This is a genomic window from Glaciibacter superstes DSM 21135 (assembly GCF_000421145.1).
Classification (GTDB): domain Bacteria; phylum Actinomycetota; class Actinomycetes; order Actinomycetales; family Microbacteriaceae; genus Cryobacterium; species Cryobacterium superstes.
This window is the reverse complement of record NZ_ATWH01000002.1, coordinates 96,597-121,124: the sequence shown is the minus strand read 5'-3', so window position 1 is coordinate 121,124 and position 24,528 is coordinate 96,597. Positions and strand designations below refer to the sequence as shown.

The following is a 24,528-nucleotide window of genomic DNA, read 5'->3' as shown; positions in this document are numbered from 1 at the left end:
TCGGGGCCAACTGAATCGATTAAACGTCCCTATGCCTCGCTCGCGTTCCTCTTTCCTCTCGCTTACAGCCCTTGTCTCCGTCGTCACCGGTGGCCTCGTACTTTCGGGCCTTGCCCCGATGGCGACCGCAGCAGAACTCCCATTGTCCGGGTCGGGGAGCAATGGTGACCCGTACCAGGTCGCCAGCGCCGACGACCTCGTGGCCGTCGCCGACGCGATCAACGAGTCGCCCGGCCAGTTTTCGGGCGCGAGCTACGCGCTCACCGCAGACATCGACTTCGGCGGTGCTGAGTTCGCGGGCATCAATACGTTCTCTGGCGTGCTCGACGGTGCGGGTCACTCGATCAGCGACATCGTCTACGGCACGCATCCTGGCGACGGCGACGACAATCGCGACACCCGAGCACTGATCCGTCGGGTCACGGACGGCACGGTTCGCAATCTCACCATCGATGGAGCACGTGCAGACAACGGCGACAACGCCGGGTTCGTCGCCGGCATTGCCGTGTACGCCGTCAATTCGACCCTGACAGGCAACAGCGTGATCGGAGCCGAACTCGTCGCCCCCGGCGCTGAGAAGGTCGGCGGCCTCGTCGCCGAGCTCGACGGTGGAACCGTCACAGACAACTGGGTGCAGGCAACGCTGGTCGCCAACAAGATGCCAGGCGGCGTCGTCTCATACGCGAAGAACACCACGCGCATCGCAAACAACCTCGTCGAGGCCGACTTCACCGTGGGCGTCAGCGGTGGTGACGCCGGCACCCGCGGCATCGACGCCGGCCACATCCTCGCCTACCCGGGCAACCCGAACAGTGGAACCTTCGCCGGCAACGTGGCCTTCGGCGGCTCCACCGCGTACACCGGAAAGGTGGACGGCTTCGTCGGCCGCATCGCCGGCTACACCGGATACAAAGGCTGGACGGCCACTGAAAACCTCGCCAACACCGCGATCACCATCTCCGGTGCTCCCGTCAGCGGCCCAGGCACGCGCAATCAGCACGGAACCGACACCACGTCGGAGCAACTCGCCCAGCGCGCGACCTACGAGCAGCTGGGGTGGGACTTCATGAATGCCTGGCGCTGGGACGACGAGCTCGCCCACCCCGTCCCCAACTTCTCGCACAGCCTCTTCGGCGCGGGCACCGAGCAGAGCCCGTTCGAGATCGGCACAGTATTCGACCTCGAATATCTCGCCGAGCAGCTGAGCGGCGGCAACGCCAAGTACACCGGGGACAAGTACTACCTGCTCACCGCCGATCTCGACTTCACCGATGCAACCCCCTTTGCAGGCATCGACCTCTTCGAGGGCGCCCTGAACGGCTCCGGCCACACCATCGCCGGCCTCACCTATGCGCCAAGCAGCACGGGCGGCGACCAGGCCAACCAACTGAGCTTCTTTCGGAAGCTGGCCGGGGCATCCGTCACCGACCTCACGCTCGCGGGAGTAACGGCAGACGGTGGCGAAAACCCCGATTGGGTCGCCGGGCTCGCGGTCAGCATCACCGACAGCACCGTCGAAGGCGTGAGCATCATCGACGCCGACCTCAGCGCGCCGAACGCCGAGAAGGTCGCCGGGCTCGGCGCCGAGATTCGCGGGGCGAGCGTCATCCACACCAACTGGGTCGATGGAACGATCTCCGCTGACAAGATGCCGGCCGGCATCACCTCATACGCGGCAGACCAGGCGTCGATCGTCGGCAACCTGGCATCCGTCGCCCTCACCGTGCGCCAGGATGGCGGCGTCAGAGGCGTTGACGCTGGGCACATCGTCGCCTACCCGGGCAGGAACAACGCGGTCGCGGTCGAAGCCAACGTCGCGTACTCCGGCGACATCGCGTACAGCGGCACCGTTCCGGGCTTCGCCGGTCGCATCGTCGGTTACTCAGGGCCGGCCGAGTTCCGACTCGCCTCTCTGACCGGCAACCTCGCCTTCGACGGCATCCTCATCGGCGGCAACACTGTCACCGGCGCCGCAGACGACCAGAACGGCCAGGACACCACTGCAGAACAACTGCAGCAACAGGCAACCTATGAGGCCATCGGCTGGGACTTCGCCGACGACTGGCGCTTCGATGACCAGTTGGGTCACCCGGTGCCCAAGTTCGTGACCGGGCACCAGCGGCCGAACCGCATCGCCACCACCTTCTACGGCGACAGCCAGACGCAGCGCGGCTTCAGCTGGTACAGCAGCATCGACGGCGGCGAACCCGTCGTGCGAATCAGCACGGATGCCCAGTTCCCGGTTGGCGAGTCGACCGTGGACTTCCCGGCTGAGCGCAAGACCAGCCGTGACGGTGAGACCTTCTACCAAGCCGTCGCGACCGGTCTGACTCCCGGAACAACGCATTACTACCAGGTTGGCGACCGTCTCGAGTCGGTGTGGAGCGCGACAGGCACGTTCGAGACCAGCGACGGAAGCGACGACTTCAGCTTCATCAACCTCACTGACACCCAGTCGCAGAACCTGGAAGAGGCACAGCTCTCCGCCTCGACGATCGCCAAGTCGCTCGCACACGTGCCAAACGCAGAGTTCGTCATGCACAACGGCGACCACGTTGAAAGCGGCGAGCGCGAACAGGACTGGATCGACCTGCTCGACTCTGCGCAGCCGAGCCTGCTGAACACGACACTGGCGCCGGCCGCCGGCAACCATGAGTCAACCGCCGGTGCGTTCGTCGACCACTATGCCCTCGACGCCCAGAACGGTCAGAACACCGAGAGCGGCGCCTACTACTCCTTCGACTACAACCGGGCGCACTTCGTTGTGCTCAACACCAACGAAGACGCCCAGCAGAACCTCAGTGAAGCCCAGCTCGCGTGGCTGCGCTCCGACGTCACGGCCGCCCGCGAGGCCGGCGCCCAGTGGATCATCATGAGCATTCACAAGGGCCCGTACACGACGGCCAACCATCTTGACGATGGCGACGTCATCGCGATGCGTGACGTGCTGGTTCCCCTCGTCGACGAGCTCGACATCGACCTCGTGCTGCAGGGGCATGACCACGTCATGAGCCGCAGCAAGGTGCTCGTCTCCGACCCTGACGGCGTCGAGAATGCGCGCGCCGTGGAAACCACAGTCATCACAGAGATGAAGAACGGTAAGCGGGCCGAGTATGCGGTCGACCCGGAAGGCACGATCTACTTCCTGCCCAACACGGCGGGCGCCAAGCACTACACGCAGGCAACGGCTCCTGAGAACGGCATCGACATCGAGGCCTACCTGCAGCTCTTCGATCGCACCGGTCAGCAGGCCACCGAGAACTTCACCGGCATCGCTGTGACCGAAGATCGCCTCACGGTCGACGTCTACGACATCCGTGACCAAGGCAGCCCACGCGTGTTCGAGAGTTTCGGCATCGACCGGCAGATCTCCCCGGTGGAGGGCCAGATTGACGCGCTTCCGGATGTTGACGCCCTGAAGACGGATGACGCAGCCGCGGTTCGCTCGGCACGCGAAGCGGTTGACGCCCTCAGTGCTGCTCAACGTGGGGCCATCGGCAACCTCGATAAACTGCTGGCCGTCGAACAGCGACTCCGCGAACTCCAGGGCCTGGTCTCAACGGATGGCAGCACGATCGCGTGGGCAGACGATGAAGCCACCGCGCGCCAGCCGATCACTGTGCAGAACACCACGCGGTCCGATTTCACGGATGCACCGGTGCGCGTCACGCTGACGGACACCCCGGATACCGCCGCCGAGTCGTTGGCGGTCTTCGACGCCAACGGGGTCCCGCTGTCATTCGAGATCGAGCACTGGGAGCAGAACGGCACCTCGGTGCTGTGGGTCAAGATGCCCGCGGTTCCCGCGGAAGCGGCATCCGTCATCTGGGCCTATTTCGGTGGCGGAAACTCCGCGAACGACCCGACCCAGGTATGGAGCGGTGGCTATTCGCTGGTCGAGCACCTGGCAGAGGCGAGCGAGGGCGGCGAGACGCGTGTCGACTCGACGGGAACCCAGGCGGGCACGGTTGTCGGCGAAGCGCTGACCACCGTCGAATCGACGAACGGCACGACCGCAGCCGACTTCGGCCAGAGCCGCATCGAATACCCAGGCGACGTGGGCGGCGACTTCGACCGCTTCACGCTCAGCTCCATCTACACCCTCACCGAAGACGAACTGGCTGGGCTGGCAGCGACAGGGAAGAACTCCCCCATCGTCGCCAAGGAGAGCGCAACGGATGACGGCCGTGCCGCATTCTGGCAAGGTGCGTTGACCGATGGCCAGCTCGGCACACGGCTGGCGGGCAACAGTTTCGAGTTCGGCGATGTCGACATCAACAAGCAGTTCGCGGCGCCGGAGGCAGGAACACCGCACCTGGTCACCCAGACCTACGACGGCATGACCTACTCGATTTTCGTCGATGGAGCCGAGGTACACAGCGAGTTCCTCGAATACCGCACGACCTTCTCCGATCCCGCCGTGTTCACCACGATCGGCGACTACTACACCAACGACGGCACGCTCGCCGCGCCGTTCCCCGGCCTGGTCGACGAAGTGCAGATCGCCGGCATTCCGTTCACGCCCGACTTCGAGGCGTTCCGCTACGCCAACCTCTTCGGTGACGCGGTGACCGTGGGCGACCGTGCCGAGCGTGGGACCGACCCGGTGCAGCTCATCATCGGAACGCCAACGCAGGGCACCGAGCTGGAGGCCGGTCTGACCCTGGTGACCGGCACGCTCAGCAAGCGGGCGACGATCGCCGCAACGATCGCCGATGATGAGGTGTCATCAGAAGAGGTCGACGCCGGGCCATTCACCATCGCGGTGCCGGTCAACGAGATCGGCGTGCAGACGATCGCCCTCACCGCCACAAGCGGTAATGATCGCGGCACAGCCACGGTCGACGTCATCGTGAGCGACACGGTTGCGCCCGCACAACCAGAGGTCACGGATGATGCAGACCAGGCCGGCGGCAAGAAGCCGGAAGTCACACTGACAGCCACACCGCGCACCGACGACCTCGAGCGCGTGGAGGCGACCTTTTATGCCGACGACCTCATCGCACTCGATGCCTCCAATACCGTCGTGCGCACCGGGGCAACTGGAGATCGCGTGCCGACGACCGTGACGCCCACAAGCGGCGAGGTCACCGGTGAACTCTTCACCACAACGGTCGGAGAGAACCAGAACCCGTACCAGATCTACGAGGTCTCGCTCACGAAAAAGCAGGCCGCGCAGGATCAGTTCCACCTCACCTGGAATGGCACAGCAGACGATCGCACCGTCTCGGCCTACGTCTATGACAACGCGACGGGCCAGTGGCTGCTGAAGGACTCTGGGTCAGACAAAGACGGCGGTGAGGTCGCTCTTGATGTGACCGCCATCGCCGAAGAGAACGCCGTGGCTGAGGGAAAACTGCACCTCCTCATCTGGCGCGGGCTCACCGAGGTGCCAACGGACGTCGGCTATGACTTCGATCAGCTGCCCGACCCGGCCACCTACGACTGGGCGATGGACCACGTGCCAGATACCCAGCTGTACGCGCAGGCGACGCCTGACCTGATGGTCGACCAGTTCGAGTATGTGGCCGATATGGCCGAGGAACGCAAGACGATCCTGGCGCTGCAGGCCGGAGACCTGGTCAACCGCCCATACCTGTCGCAGGAGTACCAGTACGAAGACGTCGAGCCGGCGGTGCAGGCGTGGGAAGACGCCGACCTGCCGTACATGGTGTCGTGGGGCAACCACGATTACCACGATGTCGACCAGGGCAGGAACGACCGCGTGATGCTGCCGACGCACTACCCGATGTCACGGATGGAAGCGAGCCTCGAGGGCAGCCCGTTCACCTTCGGCGGCAGCCATGAGATCGACAACTATTACTACACGGCAGAGGTCAATGGGGCGAAGCTCCTGTTCCTCACCGTGGGCTTCTTCTCCATCGATGACGGAAACGAAACCGGCATTGCCTGGGCGCGGGAGGTCATCGAGACCCATCAGGACCACACGGTCATCCTCGGCATGCACAACTCGATCGGCATCGGTGTCGGCAACTGGTCGAACGGTCACGTCGTCGACAACCTGGTGACGCCGTATGCCAACGTGAAGCTCGTGCTTGGCGGGCACATCACGGGTACCGGTGTCACGACGGCGGCAACTCCCGGTGGTGGTCTGGCCTACGGTGTGCTGACCGACTACCAGGGCCGGGTGTATGGCGGGCAGGAGTACCTCAAGCACATCAGCGTCGACGCCGAGAACGACCTGATCTACTTCAATACCTACTCGCCGCTGCTCGATACGGCGACCTCCGACGGCCCGTGGCGCAACCCGATCAGTGAGGGGCAGGTTCCAGGGCTCTACGGTCACGACACCGAGAACTTCGTGCTCGACGTCGATCTCGGCGGTTCCACGACACGCACGCTGGCCACGAGCTCGCTGACCGTCGCGGCGGGTGAGCCGAGCAAGGTCGGCCCCAGGCAGACGACCGTGGGAACGGATGCGGTGAGTGTCGTTCTCGATGGCGTGGCTCCCGACAACCGCTACGAGTGGTACGTCGAGCTGGCAGACGAAGCAGGTCACATCACCCGCAGCGAGGTCTCGACGTTCGTGGTGACGGCAGCAGAGGCTCCCGGTGCGCCGACGGATGTTGTCGCCGACGCAGTCCGCGATGCGGTGAAGGTCGAGTGGTCGGCACCATTGGAAGACGGCGGCGCGCCAATCGAGCAGTACGAGGTCTCGCTGAGTGATGGCACCAAAGCGACGGTCGGCGCCGACGTGCGTTCGGCGGTGTTCGAGGGCGTGAAGCCGGGTACGTACACCGCGACGGTGCGTGCGCTCAACAGTGCTGGTTGGTCAGTAGCGTCAGACGAGTCGAACGCGGTGGAGGTCGCCCAGCCGGGCGAACCTGGCGAGCCTGGTCACGATGGAACGATCGTTGTGACCGGCGACCTCAAGTCGGGCGGCACGGTCACTGTCACCGGACGAGGTTTCGCTCCGGGTGCTGTGTACTCGGTGGAGTTGCACTCGGCTCCGGCGGTACTGGGAAGCGTCACTGCTGATGAACTGGGTGCCTTCGCCCTTGATGGGGTTATCCCGGCGCCGACCAAACCAGGCGAGCACCGTGTCGTCGTGCTGCACGAAGGCCAGGAGGTGGCGTCGGCTCGTGTCGACATTGCCGGTAATGGCAACGGCGGTGGCGGTGGCGGCGATAACAACAGCACGCTGTCGGGACACCTGGCTAGCACCGGCGTCGACAGCGCATTCGTCGGCTGGATGGCCGCACTTGCCCTGCTGGTGGCGGCCGCTGGAGGCGGCCTGTTGATCGCTCGGCGACGACGTCCGCTCCCGCGGCACTAGTCACCCTGCAACGGCGCCCCATTCGACATCATTGGGGCGTCGTTGCAGAGGTGCAGTTGGGTCGCAGCTGAGAATGACTTGCTCGACGCAATCGGCGCCGACTGGGACCGCCGCCACGGCGCGATCAGGGAGATCGCGGAGTGACCTCCAACGGGTCGGCCGTTCGTCATCCGTTAACCCGCGCGCCACCTCACGCTGGCAGGGTAAAACCACCCCCGCTCGGGGGCCACCAGAATTGAGGAGTCGCAATGACGCTGTCTATCGATCCGGAACGCAAGCTCCTTCCGCTTCTGCCGATGGCGGGTCATACCCTCGGCAAGCGGAGCGCGGTGACCTGTCACCTCAAGTGTGCGGATGCGTGCTTCCACCCTGTGCCGAACACCAGCACGAACGAGTACTTCCGCGACATCGCCGGCGTGGCGCTGAGCCGCCGCAGCCTCCTCATCGGCATGGGCGCCGGCGCGGCCGCACTCCTGATCGGCGCCGACCTGGGCACTCCCGCTCCCGCGACGGCCGCTCCCGCCACCGGCGGCAGCCTTCCCTTCTCCCCCATCGCCCCGGTGCCCGCCGCAATCGATGAGTTCGTCGTGCCGGCCGGCTATGACTGGAGCGCCCTCATCCGCTGGGGCGACCCGATCTTCTCCGCCGTCGACCACTTCGACCCGGCCCATCAGAGCGCCGACCTGCAGTCGCGCCAGTTCGGCTATAACAACGACTACATCGACATCATCGAACGCAACCGCTCCGGGAAGAGCGCCTTCCTGGTCGCCAACCACGAGTACACCAACGAAGGCATCATGTTCCCGCCCGCCCTCACCGACGAGGAGGCGGATGAGCAGCGCCGCATCGCCATGATGGCGCACGGCATGTCGGTCGTGGAACTTCGTCGCCACCGTCGCGGTCAGCCGTGGGAGTACAGGGTGGGCGCGCCGCGGAACCGGCGTGTCACGGCATCCACGCCGTTCACTTTCACCGGCCCGGCCGCCGGGAGCCCGTCATTGCAGACGATTGACGACCCCACCGGCACCACGGCGCTCGGCACGCTCGGCAACTGCGCCGGCGGCACCACCCCGTGGGGCACCGTACTCTCTGGGGAAGAGAACTTCAACGGCTACTTCCGCACCGCCGGCACCAGTGCGGCAGACCTGCGGTACGGTCTGGTGAACAATCCGACCGGGCGAAAGTGGGAGGCCATCGACCCACGCTTCGACGCGACGACGCTCGGGTATGAGAATGAGCCGAATCGATTCGGCTGGATCGTGGAGATCGACCCAGAGGCGCCAGACGAGCCGCCCGTCAAACACACCGCACTCGGCCGTTTCAAGCACGAGGGCGCGAACGTCATCGTCGGCAAGACGGGGCACGTGGCCGCGTACATGGGCGACGACGAACGATTCGACTACCTCTACAAGTTCGTGTCGTTGGACACCTTCGACGGCGGCAACGGCGCAAAGTCCCGCAGGCACAACAAGACCCTCCTCACCCGCGGCAGCTTGTACGTCGCCCGCTTCGTCGGCGATTCACCGGCGGCCGAGATCACCGGAAGCGGTGCGCTCCCCGCTGACGGACTCTTCGACGGCACCGGCGAATGGATCCCGCTGGTCATCGACGGCGTCTGCCAGGTGCCGGGGTTCACCACGGAGCAGGCGCTCGTCACGACGCGCATCATCGCGGATGCCGTCGGCGCCACCAAGATGGACCGTTGCGAAGATGTCGAACCCAACCCGCTCACCGGCAAGGTCTACGTCGCCTGCACCAACAACACCGATCGCGGGAAGGTCGGCAAGGAAGGGGCGACCGAGTCGAACCCTCGCGTCACCAACCGCGACGGCCACATCGTGGAGATCATCGAAGACGGCGATGACGCCGCCGCGACAACCTTCACCTGGAACATTCTGCTCGTTTGCGGCGACCCCGCCACGAACAACTCGACCTACTTCGCCGGCTTCCCGCCGGAGCAGGTGTCGCCGATCTCGTGCCCGGACAACGTCGCCTTCGACTCAGAGGGCAACCTGTGGATCTCGACCGACGGTGCTGCCGGTGTCATCGGTTACGGGGACGGTCTGTTCAAGGTGCCGCTGGTCGGCGCTGAGCGAGGCCGGGCGCAGCAGTTCCTCTCGGTGCCGCGCGAGGCGGAGACCTGCGGCCCCATCATCCGCGACCAGGAGTCGATGGTCTTCGTCGCCGTGCAGCATCCGGGCGAGGACGGCTCGTGGGATGCCCAGCATTCGCTCTTCCCCGACTATCTTCCGGCCGGTGCGACCGCCCTGGGCGCATGGGCAGGGCCGCGGCCGTCGGTGGCACAGGTCTGGAAGGCCTGATCCGGCTACGGCATCAATCCCGCCGAGGTAACCCTGACCCGACTTCGGTTGTCCTATTATCGAACACGGGACTCACATGGTGTGACGCTTGCTGTGCGACTGGGATCAGAAGGCTGGGCGAAGGATGGAACAACCCACTGGCACGCAAGCCGGCTCGCAAACGTTGAGCCGCGGCATCCGTTTATTGGAGATTCTCGCCAGCGCCGACCGCAACCTGTCTATTGCCGACCTCGCGAATGCCTTGGGGGTGCATCGCTCTGTCGCGTATCGACTGCTCCGCACCCTCGAGCACCATGACCTCGTCACGAGAGACCACGCCGGCCAGTTTGCACTGGGCGCGGGGCTTGCCGCGCTCACGTCAGGCGTCGCACGCAACCTGCAGCAAGCCGCGCTCCCTGTGCTCAACGAAATTGCCAATGATCTTGGTATGACCTGCCTGCTCGCTGTTCTCCAGGGCAGCGGCGACGTCGTCACGCTGGTGAGCGCGGCACCACGCCAGTCCGTTGCGGTGTCGTATCGTCCTGGCCACCGGCATCCGATCAGCAGCGGAGGACCGGGAAAGGCAATACTGCTCGGGATGCCGGAGAGTGCCTGGCCCGCCGACCTGAGCGATGAGGTGCGTGCCGAGCTCGTCGAAACGCGGGTGCGGGGTTACGCCCACAGCCACGATGAGGTGGTCCCTTCGCTGCGCTCCGTCGCCGTGCCGTTGATCCTTTCCGGGCAGCCACCCGCATCGATCGCCGTCATCCACGTTTCCTTCGATCGCACAGAGGCCGAGATCGCCGAGCGCCTGAAACTCGGCGCTCAGAGCGTCGCACGCGCGTACGGGGCGTGAGTCTCAGGAATATCTCTGCCTATTCGCGCGGAACCCGGTTGCACAGCAGGTTCGAGCGGAAGAACTCCGACAGCTCTTTCGTCGCCGTCAACGGCAGAACGTTCGCCACGTACTGGTCTGGGCGCACCACTACAACGGCGCCGCCGCGGTCGATCTGGTGGAGGTCGAAGATGTCATGCTCCGGCTGAGCGGAGTACACCTTCTCGTAATCGATGAGGTCGAACGGGCCGGTTCTGGGGAGAAACACCTCTGGGACACGGCCGATGTCAACACCCGTGTGGGCCTGCTGGTAGATGGCCTTGACGTCGAAGATGCTGTCGATGTCGATGTCGGTGCCGGCCGGAGTGTGCACGAGCAGCGGTGATTCGGGCGAGTTTTGCAGCCATTCCGCCCAATCAGTGAGCATCGAGGCCTCACCGGCGGCAGCGGCATCCGCGAACGCATACAGACGCCATCGACCATCGGCGCGATGGTGGTGCCCCAGTTGCACTGGATTGGTGTCCGCGACGCGAACGACCGCGGCGGACTTGAAGCGTTTGCCGATGGGGAACCCCGCGGCGAGTGCCTGATGAGTCGACTCGCCGATCAGCATCGACGGTGGATACTGCGTCATGAAGCCGGCCGGGAACTCGGCGGTCCTGGTGTAGAAGTCCTCGAGTTCTGATGGGTCTTTGAGGTCTTCCGGCTTCATCGCCATCAGACTTGACCACTCCTTGTCGAAGTCGATGAGGTTCTTGGCGATGACCTGACGCTCGGCGGAGTAGGTGGCGAGCAGGCTCTCTGGGCTGCGACCGTCGAGCACGTGCGCGAGCTTCCAACCCAGGTTGAAGCCGTCTTGCATTGACACGTTCATGCCCTGACCGGCCTTGGCGCTGTGGGTGTGGCAGGCGTCGCCGGTGATGAAGACTCGAGGAGTACGAGTGCCGATCTGGTCTTGAGGCACGTCGTCGAACCGGTCGGTGAGGCGGTGGGCGACCTGGTAGACGCTGTGCCAGGCGACGTTCTTCACGTCGAGCGTGTATGGATGGAGGATGTCGTTGGCCTTCGCGATGATCTCCTCGATCGTCGTCTTCCGAACGGCTCCGTGACCGTCTGCGGGCACGTCGCCCAGGTCGACGTACATGCGGAACAGGTATCCGCCCTCGCGAGGGATGAGCAGGATGTTTCCGCCTGATCCGGACTGGATTGCGCATTTTGTACGGATGTCGGGGAAGTCCGTCACCGCGAGGGTGTCCATCACGCCCCAGGCGTGAAAGGCCTGGTCGCCGGCCATCGTGCAGCCGATCGACTCGCGCACGGCACTGTGGGCCCCGTCGGCGCCGACCACATATTTGGCGTTGACGATGAACTCCTCCCCCGCCCGCTCACCCGTCGTGTGCACCAGCGTCACAGTGACGGGATACTCGCCCTCGTTCGTGTTCTCGAGGGTGCGGAACTCCAGGCCGTAGTCCGGCGTCATCCGTGTCGGCGAGTTGACCATCACTTCGGCGAAGTAGTCGAGCACGCGTGCCTGGTTGACGATGAGGTGGGGGAACTCGCTGATGCCGGTCGGGTCGTCGACGGCACGGGCGGTGCGGATGATGCGTGACGGGTCGTCGGGGTCTGGCTTCCAGAACGCCATTTCGGTGATGCGGTAGGCCTCGGCGATGATGCGCTCGGCGAAGCCGAACGCCTGGAAGGTCTCGACGCTGCGGGCCTGGATGCCGTCTGCCTGACCGATTGCGAGACGGTCATCCCGTCGCTCGACGATGCGGGTGGTGATGCCGGGGAACTGGGACAGCTGGGCTGCGGTGATCATTCCGGCGGGGCCAGAGCCGACGATGAGGACGTCAACGCGCTCTGGCAGTTCCTTCGGACGATCGATGCCGGCGCCCCTGGCCGCTTGGATGCGCGGATCGGTGGACACGTACCCGTGGTGGTGGAACTGCACGGCTTTCCTCACTTCAATGTGGGTGGATCGGACGTCGCCATCAGAATGTTCTATTATCGAACATCCGATTCGTATATCGCTCGAGGTGATGATACAACCGCTGTCAGTGCTCGACAAGCCACTCGGATTCAAACCACGTACCCTCGAAGGGGTGGCGCGACCGGTTCGCACCAAAAGTATGGAGGATGCTGCAGGTGCAGACGGTCGAGGGCAACAAGACGGGCCTGCGCACAGAAGCGCTGACGGAGCGAATCAAACGCCGGGACGTGCGCAAATTCTTCCGCGCATTCTCCGAAGCGAATCCGGGTGTGGGGAGCTTCCTCGCACCCGCGCAGCGGGTCGCACTGGGTTTTGTGCTCTTCACGTGCCTCATCGGCCTGCTCGCCATGGCCGTCGGAATTTCTCAGGAGATCGAGGAGGCCGCACCGGATATGGCCGGCCAACTGGTCGGCATGTCCACTATCACCGGACTCTTCCTCTTCGGCGGCATCATGCTCACCTGGGTGTTCATTCGAAGGTCAGCACGTCGAGGCACCCCGAAACGGCACTACCGATTCGCCAAGTTCGCTTATGAGAACGGCATGACCTATCTGCCCGGACCGTATGAGGGAACCCATGTGACACCGTGGGCAGACCGAGGCCAGCTCACGGTGAGCCGAGTGATCCATCCGGTTTCGCAGCGATCGATCGAGTTTGCCAACTATGAGCTGAAGTCCGGACCGGCGGGGAGCCAGAGCACGCAGTTCGGCGGCTACGGCGCAATGCGCCTGTCCACACATCTGCCCCACATCGTCTTGCACGCGAAAGGCGGATCTCCAGCGGTGGTGTCAGCGGCGGTTCTGCCGGCGCGCGCTCAGAGGCTCTCCCTCGAGGGCGATTTCGACGAGTACTTCTCGTTGTACTGCCCTGAGGAGTACGAACGTGATGCCCTCTACCTGTTCACTCCCGACGTGATGGTGCGCCTCATCGACGGGGTGCGCGGGTTTGATATCGAGATCATCGACGATTGGCTCTTCTTCGTTCGCAGCCGCGACGTCGTCACCCTCGATCCGGCGGATTGGAAAGGCCTGCGGGACGCCATATTTGCGCTTGGCGAGAAAATCACCCGTTGGGAGCGCTGGCGCGACGACCGCATAGAGCAGAGACCCCGAATGGATGCGACGGACCCACACCGCATTGGACGTCCCCCTGTCGAGGCGGCCGGGGAACCCGACGCTGCGACGGGCGGATTGGTGGCGAAACCCGGTCGACGACTTCGTCTGGCATTCGGCCGCACCGTGCTCATCTGGGTACTTCCCCCTGCCGTTCTGATTGCTGCGGCCATCGTCGCGAACGTTCTCGACTGACACTTCTAGCGCACACTCGTTCCGCTGATTTGGTTTTGCTTGTGGAGCCGACGGACCCTTCAACCGCGCCGATTCGGTATCCCCGGTGCGGTCGGTCGCGCCTATCGCGCCGCAGACAATCTCGCAGTAGACAACCTCGCCGGGGAGCACCTCCAACGGGGCGAGCGTACCTGGCAGGAGTTCCTGGCCGAGCTCAACGCGAAGTCCCATCACCGCGAAGAACCGGGCCATGATCGCGCGAACACCTGATCCCTCCAGCAACGGTCTTCACGCGATGGTTCTATTCGGCCGACGGACGCTGTCGCTGCCTCTTGGTTTCAGAGCGCTGTTCTTTTGCAGCGAGACGTCGCCGATCTGAGCCGCGCGTGGGTTTCGTAGAACGCCGACTTGGCCCATCGGGAGCAAGACCCGCACTCACGAGGTCGGCAAGTTTGCTCAGTGCGATCTCGCGATTGCGCAGCTGGGAGCGCCGCTCCGAGGCGGTAACGGTGACGGTTCCGCCAACGAGGCGACGCCCCAGTCGCGTGTGCAACGTCTGTCGCTGGGCATCGGAGAGCGTTGTCGAATCTGCGACGCTCCAGGAGAGCTCAACGCGACTGTCCGAGGTGTTGACGTGCTGACCGCCTGGGCCGGACGAACGTGAGAAGCGCCAACTGAGCTCAGACGCCGGAATCGTGAGCGTCGGTGACACCTCCAGATCCATAAGATAAGCGTTGCACAAAAGCATTTGTTCAGTCCTCGTGCGCCGAATCTAGCGGTAGCCTTTTCGTTGCCGAGGAAGGGCTGGGCGTTCCCCTTCCGATCCGCGAGTAGACCTTTTCGATTCCCTTCCACCAGTGGCCGACGCGCGAACGCGCGTCATCATCACGAAAGACGCACGCATGCCCTCCCAGAGCTTGACCACCTCCCCGATCACCGCGAGCCTCGTGCGAGGTGCTGCCGAGCTCGAGCAGACCGAGCGCGGCATCCTGCCGCATCGACTCCCCACCTGGGCGCGCAAGCAGTGCGCTGACCCGCAACTCGCATCAGTGGAGGCACAGCCGTCCGGCGTGCGGATCGTCTTCCGCACGCGCGCGACGGTGATTGAGCTCGATGTCTTGCGCTCGAGGTTCGCCTACGTCGGCGTTCCCCCTCGCCCTGACGGACGCGTTGATCTCGTCGTTGATGGCGACGTCGTTGCCCAAGCTGCGACATCGGGTGGCACGACGATCACGGTCGATATGGCTACCGGCGCCGCCGAGCAGGAGGCCGGTCCGGCGAGCACGATCCGTTTCGCTGACCTCCCCGATGCGTTGAAGTCCGTGGAGATGTGGCTGCCTCACAACGAGAAGATCGAGATTCTCGAGCTGCGCACGAACGCTCCTGTGGAACCGGCGCCGGCGTCTGAGCTGCCGGTGTGGCTTCATCACGGCAGTTCGATCAGTCATGGGTCGGATGCCGCGAGCCCGACCGGCATCTGGCCGGCGGTCGCTGCACGGCTGGGTGGAACCGAGTTGGTCAATCTCGGGTTGGGCGGAAGCGCCCTGCTCGACCCGTTCACCGCCCGCACCATCCGCGACACCCCTGCCGACCTCATCAGTCTGAAGCTCGGCATCAACGTCGTAAATGCCGACACCATGCGCCTGCGAGCCTTCGGGCCGGCCGTCCACGGGTTCCTCGACACGATCCGCGAGGGAAACCCGACCACTCCCATCTTGGTCGTCTCCCCGATCTACTGCGGGATTCATGAGGAGACCCCTGGGCCCGTCTCGTTCGACGCGGACGCCCTGGCCGCCGGCGAGCGCAGGTTCCGCGCAACGGGTGACCCAGCCGAGAGCGCTTTCGGGAAGTTGACCTTGACAGTCATTCGTGGCGAACTGGAGCGCATCGTGCGGGAGCGCCAGGCCGCAGACCCCAACCTCTACTTCCTCGATGGACTCCGGTTATATGGAGAGAACGACTCAGTCGAACTCCCGCTGCCGGATGCCCTCCATCCCGACGCTGCAACGCACCAGTTGATGGGCGAACGGTTCGCGCGGCTCGCCTTCAGCGAAGGCGGCCCGCTGTCGATTTCAGGTCGCTGACGCGCGGCGATGCCATACCGGTGCGCGACTCGGCGGCTGCCGATGGCCATCACCCTCGATCGGCAGCCCTGATCCTATCCAACCGGATCTCATAGCGCGGGTCGCCGAGGCGCCACCGCGCGGCGGGGGCGCCGCAGGCCGAGCATGTATGGCAGGCCAAGGCCCGCCGCCGCGAATGTCCTCCCGAGGCGACCACGCCAGGAGGGCGCGGGCAGCGGCGGGAGCGATCGATCGAGGTCCCCGACGTCGACGAAGTACGCGCGGACGGTTCCGATCCCCTCGAGCTCCGGCGAGATCTCGTGTGCGGAATCGCGTATGGATGTCTCACCAGTGCTGTAGAGCTCCTCGGAAAGCAGGACGTACTCGGGTATGGGCACGGGATTTTTCAGAAGTCGATGGACAAGAATGACGTCGATCCCGACAAGCTTGTGTCGCTGCCGGATGGTCTGGGCCGCTACGTCGCCGATGTGCGCCACGAACTTCAGCTTCAGATTGTCCGCCTCCTTGCAGCCCGCGCACGGGCAGAGGTTCGTCGCGACGTTCTGGCGCTCGAGATGGAAAGCCCGGTGCATGGCGACGGCAACGCGGAGAATCTCCGTGACGGTCGTGTCGGGTTCGCGTGCGTCGGCCTGACGTGAGAGGAATGCTGCGTCGCCCTCGATCTCGATGAGATCGTAGCCTGGAGCGGCATCGATCATCTTCTCGAGCATCCGTGCGGTATTGACCTCGGCGTGCGCCAGACTCATCCGGTGGGTGCTCATGTAGTCGGTATACCCACCGATGTCCGCGATCAGCAGGACCGCACGCCCAGATTCCATATCCTTAGAATCCCACCAGGGCCCGGGTTACTCAACCCTCAAAGCTCTCACGATGTCGCCGGCAGATCCTCGAAGGGATCCTTCGGCTCGTAGCGGTCGAGCCTGTCGTCGACGACCACCGCCGCCTGTCGAGCGCTTGGTGTGTACCCGAGGACGACGGGGAGGAACCGGTCAGAGTCGAGCGTCTGCAGCCTCAGCTCGCTCCTGGCCACCACGGTGGCCGTTCGGCGCGTACTGCGGAGCAATGCGATCTCTCCGAAGCCCTCCCCAGGCCCGAGAGTCGCGATAACCCGTCCGTCGCCCACCACGTCAACCTCGCCCGACTCGATCAAGTAGTACCGGTCGCCGATGTCTCCCTGCGTGAACACCACCTGGCCTTCGGCCATAGTGACTGGTTCCAGGCCGCGGGCGAGTTGCTCGACGGTCGGCAGCGGAAGCGTGCGGAACATGGGCACCCGCCGAAGCAGCCCGATATCCAGGTCGAGGTCGTCGACGGACCGGTCGAGGCCTCGCAATCGCCGCCATGCAGCCGCCGCGAGGACCGGGCATACCAGCCCGATCGTCACCAGCGCGGTCTGTACACCGAACCACTCCACCATCAACGACGCAACGATGGCCCCGAACCCGATGAACACGGTGACCAAGCCCTCCAGCACACCGAAGACGCGTGCCAGGACTTCGTCGGGAGCCATCCTGCCAATCAGCGTGAATCCCGCAACATCGATGAGGGCATTGCCGACTCCGACAAATGCCAGCAGGCCCAGTGCTGCCGACTCCTGAGGTATGAGGCCGATGAGCGTGATCGGCAGTCCCCACAGGCCGACCCCGACGGCGAACCATGCGCCCAGTCGACCGGTTCGGACAAGGAGCGAGGCCGCGAGCGACCCGAGAACCGCGCCTACACCGACGGCGGCCATCAAGGCACCGACGCCGGGCTCGCCGGTGCCCAACAACTCGATCGCGACCACCACAGAGAGCACAGTGAGCGCACCCCGGGTGATGGCCTGTGCCGCTGCGAGAGCGAGGATGAGCGACAGGTCACGATTCTGCGTCACCGCCCGAATACCGTCGACCGCCTCCCTGAACAGGTTGGGGTGCCTCGGTGCCGGAGGGCGCGGAGGCGCCTCGTACCGGAGCCGCGCCAGCAAGGCAGCAGCCCAGAAAGAGGAGGCCGCTGCGACCGCAAACACAACGGCCACACCGGTGAACTGGAGCAGCAGCGCCGCCAACAACGGACCAACGAGTGTGGCTACGGAGTCGAGAAAACCCCGGACTACGTTGGCGCTGGCGAGCTCGTACCCGGTACGGCAGAGCGAAGGCAGGAGAGCGGAGTGCGCCGGGCGGTAGAGGGTGGCAGCGATCGTCGACAGTATTGCGAGGCCGTAGATGACCATCGGCGGACCCGCCACCACGGCGACAACGGCAGCGGCGGCGGTCGCGACGCCACGCACAATGGACACCAGGATGAGGACTCTCTCTCGGCGTCCGCGGTCTGCGATAGGGGACAGCAGCGGGGCGAGTAGTGCAGACGGCACCATCCGAAGCAGACCCACCAGGCCAAGGGCGATCGCCCCTCCATCTCGGTAGGCGATGATTCCGAGCGCCACGGTGAAGGCCCACTCGGCGGTCCAGGCGCCGAGGAAGCTGAGCTGGGCCCGACGGAGGTTGGGGTTGCGCGCGTTGCTCGTGAAGGCAGCGGCAGCTTCGCCGAGCCTGCTCCGGCTCCCATCGACTCCCATACCGGGATTCTAGGCTGCGCGGCCGTCCAGACTCGCGGCCGAGGAGCCCACATTCGGCGCCGAGCCGGACGTCGCCGCATTCAGTCAGCAGCGGCGACTGTCGCTCCGATGCTCACCCCCAGGCACAGAAAGTAGACAACGCCGGCGAAGCAAGCGTGGAACAAGACACGCGGTGGCATTCGCCCCCGGAGAACTGCCCCGATCGCGGATCCGTAAGAGGCTGTGGCGCCTGCCGTCCGGCGGTGTCGCCGAACCAACATGACATCGCCGAAGCTGTTCCCCACGGTGATGACCGCGAACGCCAGCCACGCGGGCAACAGTGCTCCGGTGATGACGAAACCGATCCACAGCGCGAGTCCGATGATCGCGGATCCTACATGGGTGATCACCGTGGGCGCACCATGGTGGCCGTGCCGCAACCAGCCTATGAAGAGGCTCACTCCAACGGCGGACTGGATGATCCAGGCTGCCAAAACAATGTATGGCATGCCCACAGAATACTACGCTTATAGTGCCATGTCACTACTTTTATAGTGGACTGTTTTCGCATAGCGTTGGTGTCCATGAGCAGCACACGAGACCGTGCCATCGCCGCCGCCGTCCACCTCGTCGGAGCCCGTGGAGTGCGCGAACTCACGCACGCGCGCGTCGACGCCGAAGCGGCACTTCCGAAGGGGTCGACGTCAAACCACTTCCGCACTCGTGCCGCGCTCGTCTCCGGCGTGATCGAGTGGATAGCCGAGCAGGAACGCGCAGACCTTGCCGCCGCTGAGAGACCGACCGGATCCGTCGACGAGGTCATCGATGCGGTCTGCGGAGTCCTGGACGAACTCACCGGTCGCCACGCAGAGCGAACCAGAGCGCGATACGCACTATTCTTCGAGATGACGTCGGAGCCCGAGATTCAGGCCCCACTCCGCGCCCAGCGCGCGAGATTCGCCGAATGGACCCGCGAGCTGCTGATCGGACTGGGTGCGCCAGATCCGGATGCCGCGACCCGAGCGCTCCTCGCCTTCGGAAGCGGACTCATCGTCCACCGCCTCACGGTCGACCCAATGTTCCCGGTGCGCCCGGTCGTCGCCGTCGCCGTGCGGGGTTGCCTCCTGGCCTGACGCGACAAATCCCGGAAGAGGCACATATGTCCGAACCCATCTCCGGAATCCACCTACGCCACCAACGCGTGATCTGGTTTCGAATACCTTCCTGTATTTCGGGCGGGCACGCGACGAGTGAATTGCCGCGTCTCTAACAGGGCGAGCGTACCTGGCGAGAGTTCCTGGCCAACCTCAATTCGCGCAGCGTGAGAGCCTAGTTGCAGGGCACCGACGAGGGAGCACGGCCCGGTTGAGCCACCCAGTTGAAGCGACAAGCGGAGGCAAGGAATGAAGGCCGTTGTCTGCACGAGTTACGGATCCCCTGACGTTCTGCAGATCCGAGAGATCGAGAAGCCTGAACCCGGAGACAAGGAAGTCCTGATCAAAGTCTTCGCGACGACGGCGCACTTCGGGGACACTCGGATCCGAAGAGCCGATCCGTTCCTGGTGAGACTGGTCTATGGGGCATTCACGCCAAAAAAGGATCTGGTCCTCGGCCTGGAGGTCTCTGGAGTCGTGGAGTCCATCGGCAACGCTGTGACGAACTTTAAGGAAGGTGACGAAGTGTTCGCGTTCACCGGCTTCGGGCTGGGTGGGAACGCTGAGTATCGCTGCCTTCCGGCAGGAGTGGGAACACCACACCGGAAGGGCCTGGTGGCCCCGAGGCCCGAGAACGTGACCCACGAGGAGTCGGCCGCCGTTCCGGCGGGAGGACTCACTGCGTTGAAGAACCTGCAGAAGGCAGGGATCCGCGAAGGCCAGCGGATTCTGATCAACGGGGCATCGGGAAGTCTGGGAACGTACGCCATCCAGCTAGCCAAACACTACGGCGCGGAGGTGACTGCTGTGTGCAGCACGAGGAATCTGGATCTCGTGAAATCACTCGGCGCAGACAAGGTGATCGACTACTCGAAGGAGGAATTCACGCAGACGCACGACGAATACGACGTGGTGTACGACGCTGTGATGAAGTCAAGCGCTTCACTGTGCAGGGGAATCCTCAAGCAGCGTGGCGTCTACCTCAACAACACCCGCATTTCGGGGCCGGAGCACGCCGACCTGCTACTGCTGAAGGACTTGGTAGAACAAGGCCGGCTGAAGCCCGTCCTGGATGGAACCTACTCCATCGACGACATCGCCGACGCCCACCGGTACGTGGACTCAGGGCGCAAACGAGGGAACGTGGCACTGACGGTATCCGCATAGCCGCGGCGGCGCCACGGTCTCCGATAGCTAGGGCTGGTCAGGCATCCGGTTGGTCTGATGCGCCCAGATTGCAATCTCGACCCGATTGCGAGCGTCGAGTTTCGTCATGAGGCTGGCGATGTGGGTCTTAACAGTGCTGACGGTGATGTAGAGCTCGCTAGCGATCTCGCTGTTGCTCAGCCCGACCGCGACCTTGACGAGCACCTGCTCCTCACGTTCGGTCAACGGTTCGATCGGTTGAAGGAGCGGTGCCGCTGGTGCCGAACTGGCGAAGGCTTCAAGCAGACGCACCGTCACATTGGGGGCAATGAGAGCGTCTCCGCTGGCAGCGGCAAACACCGCCTGAGCCAGTAGCGCTGCCCCTGCATCCTTCAGCAGAAAGCCCCTGGCCCCTGCCCGAAGCGCGGAATAGACGTACTCGTCGAGATCGAAAGTCGTAATGATGACCACCGCCATCGGGTTCAGAACACCGGGCCCGGCGATGGCGCGAGTCGCTTCGATTCCGTCGATGCCGGGCATACGGATGTCGAACAGGCAGACATCGGGGCGCAGACTGCGGGCAAGCGCAACGGCTTCGTTCCCGTCGACGGCTACCCCAACGACTTCGATGCCGGGTTACGCGTCGAGAATCATGCTGAGGCCAGTGCGCACCAGCTCCTGGTCGTCGGCGATCAGCACGCGAATCGTCATGTGGTCCATCCGACCCGAGGGAGCACCGCGGACACGACCCACCCGCCGCCGGGCGCACGCCCAGATTGGCAGGTGCCGCCGAGCAGTGAGGCGCGCTCCATCATTCCGGTGATGCCGTAGCCCGGCGTAGCCGCCGCTGCCACCTCGCCGTCATTGGTCACTGTCAGCCGCACCCCACCCTTGTCCGCTTCGACGACCACGTCGATGATGGAGGCGCCCCGGGCGTGGCGGCGCGCGTTCGTCACCGACTCCTGCGCCAGCCGGTAGACGGCAGCGGCCACGGTCCGCGGGATGCTGTCAGCGTCGCCGCTGACCTGCACGACAACGCGCGGCCCGCCCTGCTCGTCACTCGCCAACTCCGAAATGTCTGGGAGGGTGCGACCCGGAGCCAGCTCCGGTGCGTCGCCCTGGCGCAGCACCCGAACCATCGAACGCATCTCGGCCAGAGTCTTGGACGCCTCCGCCTCGATCACGCGGAGGGCATCCGTCGCAGCATCCGGGTGCAGCTCGGCCACGGCCAACCCGGCCTGGGCGCGGATGGCTATCGCCGAGACATGGTGGGCGACAGTGTCGTGCAGGTCGCGGGCGAGCGTCTCGCGCTCCATCAGCTTGGCGCTGTCCAGCTCGCGCATGCGGGCACGGGCCCGGAAGCGCAGGGCGAGGGCGAGGGTGACCACGATGGTGAAGAACGCGGTCCCACCGATGAGGTCGCCCAGAAGTGTGCCCGTCAGCGCGGACACCGCCAGGTTGGTGGCCACGATGCCGCACCCGGCCACCAGCGCACGACCGTTGCCCCAGCGAAACAGCGCGTAGAGCGTGAAGATGGCGTACCCGCTGGTGAAGAGCTGGGAGTCGCCCAGCAGCAGGGTCGCGATACCGGTGACACCGAAGGAAATCACCAGCATCAGCAGCGGCCGGGTGCGCCTCCACAGCAAGGTTGGTGCCGCCACAAGCACGATGGCCAGGGCCACCAGCGGCTGGGTGAGCGGCTGGGTGCCCGGTTCGGGGAACTGTGTGCGGACCAGGGTCTCGAGCACAGCCAACACGACGACGAACGCCAGCAGGGCCCAGTCCCGCCACACGCGCCGCGGCGGTGGTGGGGCTGCGCCTGGCGCATTCCACGCGGTGCGCAGCAGACCGGTCATGCCCTCATGATACGAGCGCATCAGCGTGCGGCTGCGGATGCCCGTGTCGGCCGGCCGCGTCGCAGGATGAGCAACTCGGCCACCACACTGTTTATCACGAAGCCCGTGGCAACAAGCAGGGTCTCGCCGAACGCGTCGACCTCACCGACGATGAAGAACCCCACGCTGAAGACGAGCGCCTGGGTTCCGCCGGAGACGGCGATCGCGTAGGCACGGGTCATCCATGCTCCATGCGCAGCGAAGTCGCGACGCTTGATCGCAATCGAACCCAGAACGAGGAATACCGTCATTGGGACGGCGAAGACGAGACGGACCATCGCGAGGGACAACTCATCAGCGGGGCCACCGAAGAAGACCGCCAACCAGACGCTCGATAGCGCCGCGATGAACCCGGCAGGGATCAGCACGCGGCCGGCGGCACGGTGCCAACCGCGCCGAACTCGGAGTGCGGGAGAGAACTGGAACGCGCCGAGAAGGCAGTACACCGTCATCGCCACGATATGCGCAACTATCGGCACGGCGGAGCCATAGCCCGATGTGTTTTCAGCGGCGCTCACCTCGTTCAGACGAAGTGCACCTCCTACCACCGGGAGTGCACTGAGCAGCAGGAGGCCGGTTATCGCGAGCCATCCGCTCTTCAGTCGTCGCTGCTGCTTCTTCACAATCGGGCGGGTGGCCGTTGTCTGTTGGGTCATGTCTCGATGCTGTCTTGAGCGCGGGCGCCGGGCATCGGCGCTGAGTACGAGATCTGAGCCGTACTTTCGGCTGAACTGATTCAGGCCGATCTGCCGATGTTCGGCGCCCGCATGACGGCGAATATCGAGTCATGACAACAAACACCACCATGACAGCTGCGGTGTACCGCAGGTTTGGCGCACCCGAAGTCGTCCAGGTCGATCAGGTCCGGAAGCCCACCCCCAAGGCCGGCGAAGTGCTCATCAGAGTGCACGCGAGCACAGTGAGCGTTGCCGACCATCGGGTCAGAAGCCGCGACATTCCTCGCGGGCTGGGGTTGCTCTCCGCCGTCGGGCTCGGCGTACTCCGGCCAAAGCGTCCCATCCTCGGGATGGATGCCGCAGGGGTCGTCGAAGCGGTCGCCGCAGACGTGACAGCATTCGCACCCGGCGATGAGGTGATCGCCATGACCGGCGCCAAATTCGGCGGGCACGCCGAGTACGCCTGTATCCCGCAGGACGGCGCCATCACCGCGAAGCCCCGCAACCTGTCGTTCGAGCAGTCCGTGACCTTCGTCTTCGGCGGTATCACCGCCCACGGCTTCTTCAAGAAGGTCACCATCCGGCCGGGCACCACAGTTCTCGTCAACGGGGCGTCTGGCGCTGTCGGCACCGCCGCCATTCAACTCGCGAAGCAGCTCGGCGGCCACGTCACAGCAGTGACCAGCGGGGCGAACACCGAACTGGTCACCTCGCTCGGCGCCGACGAGGTAATCGATTACACGAAGCAGGACTTCACAACCGGGAGCGACCGGTACGACGTGATCGTCGAATGCGTCGGCAATGCCCCCTTCGAGAGGGTCGCAGAATCCCTCAACCCGGGGGGAGCACTCCTCCTGGTCATCGCAGACCTCCAGGGGATGCTGCGAAGCCGAGGGCAGAGCCGCCGGTCCGGAAAACTCGTCACCTCCGACCAGGGCAAGCACAGCGCTGACGACCTCGCATACCTCGTCAGCCTCGCGGAATCCGGCCGCTACCGGGCGGTCATCGACCGCACTTACGACCTCGCCGACATCGTCGAAGCGCATCGCTACGTTGACACCGGCCGCAAGAGGGGCAACGTCGTGTTGCGCCTCACCACCCCAACCACCCCACGAAACCAAGGACTCTAACCATGACAACCACCGAGACAGCACAACCGCAGCGCCTGAAAATGAGTGGGCTGCACATGGCGGCGCTCATCACCGGCGTGCTCGCGACCGCGGGGGCGAATCACCTCTGGAATGATCTCGACCTTGCCTGGTGGGGATTTGCCGCACTCGCGGCGAGCGTCACCCTCATCCTGGTCGGCGCTGTCGGCCTCGGCCGGA

The 24,528-nt window shown here is 64.8% G+C and carries 15 protein-coding genes and 1 pseudogene; 8 read left to right on the top strand and 8 right to left on the bottom strand.

What is annotated here, in order from left to right:
• Positions 1-31: 31 nt before the first annotated feature.
• The 3 genes from K323_RS28700 to K323_RS0102705 all read left to right on the top strand — a co-directional run bounded on the left by K323_RS28700 (position 32) and on the right by K323_RS0102705 (position 10,453).
• Positions 32-7,297, top strand: coding sequence for a metallophosphoesterase (locus K323_RS28700; RefSeq protein WP_022883751.1), 7,266 nt, complete (start codon positions 32-34; stop codon positions 7,295-7,297).
• 248 nt (positions 7,298-7,545) lie between these two features.
• Positions 7,546-9,618, top strand: a complete 2,073-nt coding sequence (locus tag K323_RS0102710) for a PhoX family protein (RefSeq protein WP_022883749.1) — start codon at positions 7,546-7,548, stop codon at positions 9,616-9,618.
• Positions 9,619-9,742: 124 nt separating this feature from the next.
• Positions 9,743-10,453, top strand: coding sequence for an IclR family transcriptional regulator (locus K323_RS0102705; protein ID WP_022883748.1), 711 nt, complete (start codon positions 9,743-9,745; stop codon positions 10,451-10,453).
• Between the two features lie 19 nt (positions 10,454-10,472).
• On the opposite strand, the gene K323_RS0102700 is transcribed toward K323_RS0102705, so the two are convergent.
• Positions 10,473-12,383, bottom strand: a complete 1,911-nt coding sequence (locus K323_RS0102700) for an FAD-binding monooxygenase (protein ID WP_022883747.1) — start codon at positions 12,381-12,383, stop codon at positions 10,473-10,475.
• A gap of 194 nt (positions 12,384-12,577) precedes the next feature.
• On the opposite strand from K323_RS0102700, the gene K323_RS0102695 reads away from it, so the two are divergent.
• Positions 12,578-13,729, top strand: coding sequence for a hypothetical protein (locus tag K323_RS0102695; RefSeq protein ID WP_026851144.1), 1,152 nt, complete (start codon positions 12,578-12,580; stop codon positions 13,727-13,729).
• Positions 13,730-14,009: 280 nt separating this feature from the next.
• Here the strand turns inward: K323_RS0102695 and arfB are convergent, their stop codons facing one another.
• Entirely contained in the window at positions 14,010-14,432 is a 423-nt protein-coding gene (gene arfB, locus K323_RS0102685; RefSeq protein ID WP_022883744.1) for an alternative ribosome rescue aminoacyl-tRNA hydrolase ArfB, read from the bottom strand.
• Positions 14,433-14,610: 178 nt separating this feature from the next.
• On the opposite strand from arfB, the gene K323_RS0102680 reads away from it, so the two are divergent.
• The gene (locus K323_RS0102680) at positions 14,611-15,792 is read left to right on the top strand and encodes a GDSL-type esterase/lipase family protein (RefSeq protein ID WP_026851143.1); all 1,182 of its coding nucleotides are present in this window, start codon (positions 14,611-14,613) and stop codon (positions 15,790-15,792) included.
• Positions 15,793-15,881: 89 nt separating this feature from the next.
• Here K323_RS0102680 and K323_RS0102675 read toward each other — a convergent pair whose 3' ends face one another.
• The 3 genes from K323_RS0102675 to K323_RS0102665 form a co-directional block, all read right to left on the bottom strand.
• Positions 15,882-16,610 carry a DUF2652 domain-containing protein gene (locus tag K323_RS0102675; protein WP_022883743.1) on the bottom strand — a complete coding sequence of 243 codons (729 nt, stop codon included), beginning with the start codon at positions 16,608-16,610 and terminating at the stop codon, positions 15,882-15,884.
• 47 nt (positions 16,611-16,657) lie between these two features.
• Positions 16,658-18,349, bottom strand: coding sequence for an MFS transporter (locus K323_RS0102670; protein ID WP_022883742.1), 1,692 nt, complete (start codon positions 18,347-18,349; stop codon positions 16,658-16,660).
• An 80-nt stretch (positions 18,350-18,429) separates the two neighbouring features.
• Complete coding sequence (locus K323_RS0102665) at positions 18,430-18,837, bottom strand: hypothetical protein (RefSeq protein WP_022883741.1); 408 nt, start codon at positions 18,835-18,837, stop codon at positions 18,430-18,432.
• Between the two features lie 75 nt (positions 18,838-18,912).
• Here K323_RS0102665 and K323_RS0102660 point away from each other — a divergent pair, with 75 nt between their 5' ends.
• Complete coding sequence (locus K323_RS0102660) at positions 18,913-19,461, top strand: TetR/AcrR family transcriptional regulator (protein WP_022883740.1); 549 nt, start codon at positions 18,913-18,915, stop codon at positions 19,459-19,461.
• 270 nt (positions 19,462-19,731) lie between these two features.
• Positions 19,732-20,649 carry an NAD(P)-dependent alcohol dehydrogenase gene (locus K323_RS0102655; protein ID WP_022883739.1) on the top strand — a complete coding sequence of 306 codons (918 nt, stop codon included), beginning with the start codon at positions 19,732-19,734 and terminating at the stop codon, positions 20,647-20,649.
• A 27-nt stretch (positions 20,650-20,676) separates the two neighbouring features.
• Here the strand turns inward: K323_RS0102655 and K323_RS28355 are convergent.
• The 3 genes and pseudogenes from K323_RS28355 to K323_RS0102640 form a co-directional block, all read right to left on the bottom strand.
• Positions 20,677-21,339, bottom strand: a pseudogene (locus K323_RS28355) (response regulator).
• The gene (locus K323_RS0102645) at positions 21,336-22,484 is read right to left on the bottom strand and encodes a sensor histidine kinase (RefSeq protein WP_026851142.1); all 1,149 of its coding nucleotides are present in this window, start codon (positions 22,482-22,484) and stop codon (positions 21,336-21,338) included. The pseudogene K323_RS28355 and the gene K323_RS0102645 overlap by 4 nt, the downstream one beginning before the upstream one ends.
• Positions 22,485-22,504: 20 nt before the next feature.
• Positions 22,505-23,179 (bottom strand): DUF2306 domain-containing protein, encoded by a 675-nt coding sequence (locus K323_RS0102640; protein ID WP_022883737.1) that lies wholly within the window; start codon positions 23,177-23,179, stop codon positions 22,505-22,507.
• A gap of 131 nt (positions 23,180-23,310) precedes the next feature.
• Between K323_RS0102640 and K323_RS23900 the strand changes: the two genes are divergently transcribed.
• Positions 23,311-24,330 (top strand): NAD(P)-dependent alcohol dehydrogenase, encoded by a 1,020-nt coding sequence (locus K323_RS23900; protein ID WP_022883736.1) that lies wholly within the window; start codon positions 23,311-23,313, stop codon positions 24,328-24,330.
• Positions 24,331-24,528: the final 198 nt, after the last annotated feature.

Coding starts and splice junctions, on each gene's coding strand:
- K323_RS28700 (WP_022883751.1), top strand. CDS start 32: ATGCCTCGCTCGCGTTCCTCTTTCCTCTCGCTTACAGCCCTTGTCTCC.
- K323_RS0102710 (WP_022883749.1), top strand. CDS start 7,546: ATGACGCTGTCTATCGATCCGGAACGCAAGCTCCTTCCGCTTCTGCCG.
- K323_RS0102705 (WP_022883748.1), top strand. CDS start 9,743: ATGGAACAACCCACTGGCACGCAAGCCGGCTCGCAAACGTTGAGCCGC.
- arfB (WP_022883744.1), bottom strand. CDS start 14,432: ATGGATCTGGAGGTGTCACCGACGCTCACGATTCCGGCGTCTGAGCTC.
- K323_RS0102680 (WP_026851143.1), top strand. CDS start 14,611: ATGCCCTCCCAGAGCTTGACCACCTCCCCGATCACCGCGAGCCTCGTG.
- K323_RS0102675 (WP_022883743.1), bottom strand. CDS start 16,610: ATGGAATCTGGGCGTGCGGTCCTGCTGATCGCGGACATCGGTGGGTAT.
- K323_RS0102670 (WP_022883742.1), bottom strand. CDS start 18,349: ATGGGAGTCGATGGGAGCCGGAGCAGGCTCGGCGAAGCTGCCGCTGCC.
- K323_RS0102665 (WP_022883741.1), bottom strand. CDS start 18,837: ATGCCATACATTGTTTTGGCAGCCTGGATCATCCAGTCCGCCGTTGGA.
- K323_RS0102660 (WP_022883740.1), top strand. CDS start 18,913: ATGAGCAGCACACGAGACCGTGCCATCGCCGCCGCCGTCCACCTCGTC.
- K323_RS0102655 (WP_022883739.1), top strand. CDS start 19,732: ATGAAGGCCGTTGTCTGCACGAGTTACGGATCCCCTGACGTTCTGCAG.
- K323_RS0102645 (WP_026851142.1), bottom strand. CDS start 22,484: ATGACCGGTCTGCTGCGCACCGCGTGGAATGCGCCAGGCGCAGCCCCA.
- K323_RS0102640 (WP_022883737.1), bottom strand. CDS start 23,179: ATGACCCAACAGACAACGGCCACCCGCCCGATTGTGAAGAAGCAGCAG.
- K323_RS23900 (WP_022883736.1), top strand. CDS start 23,311: ATGACAACAAACACCACCATGACAGCTGCGGTGTACCGCAGGTTTGGC.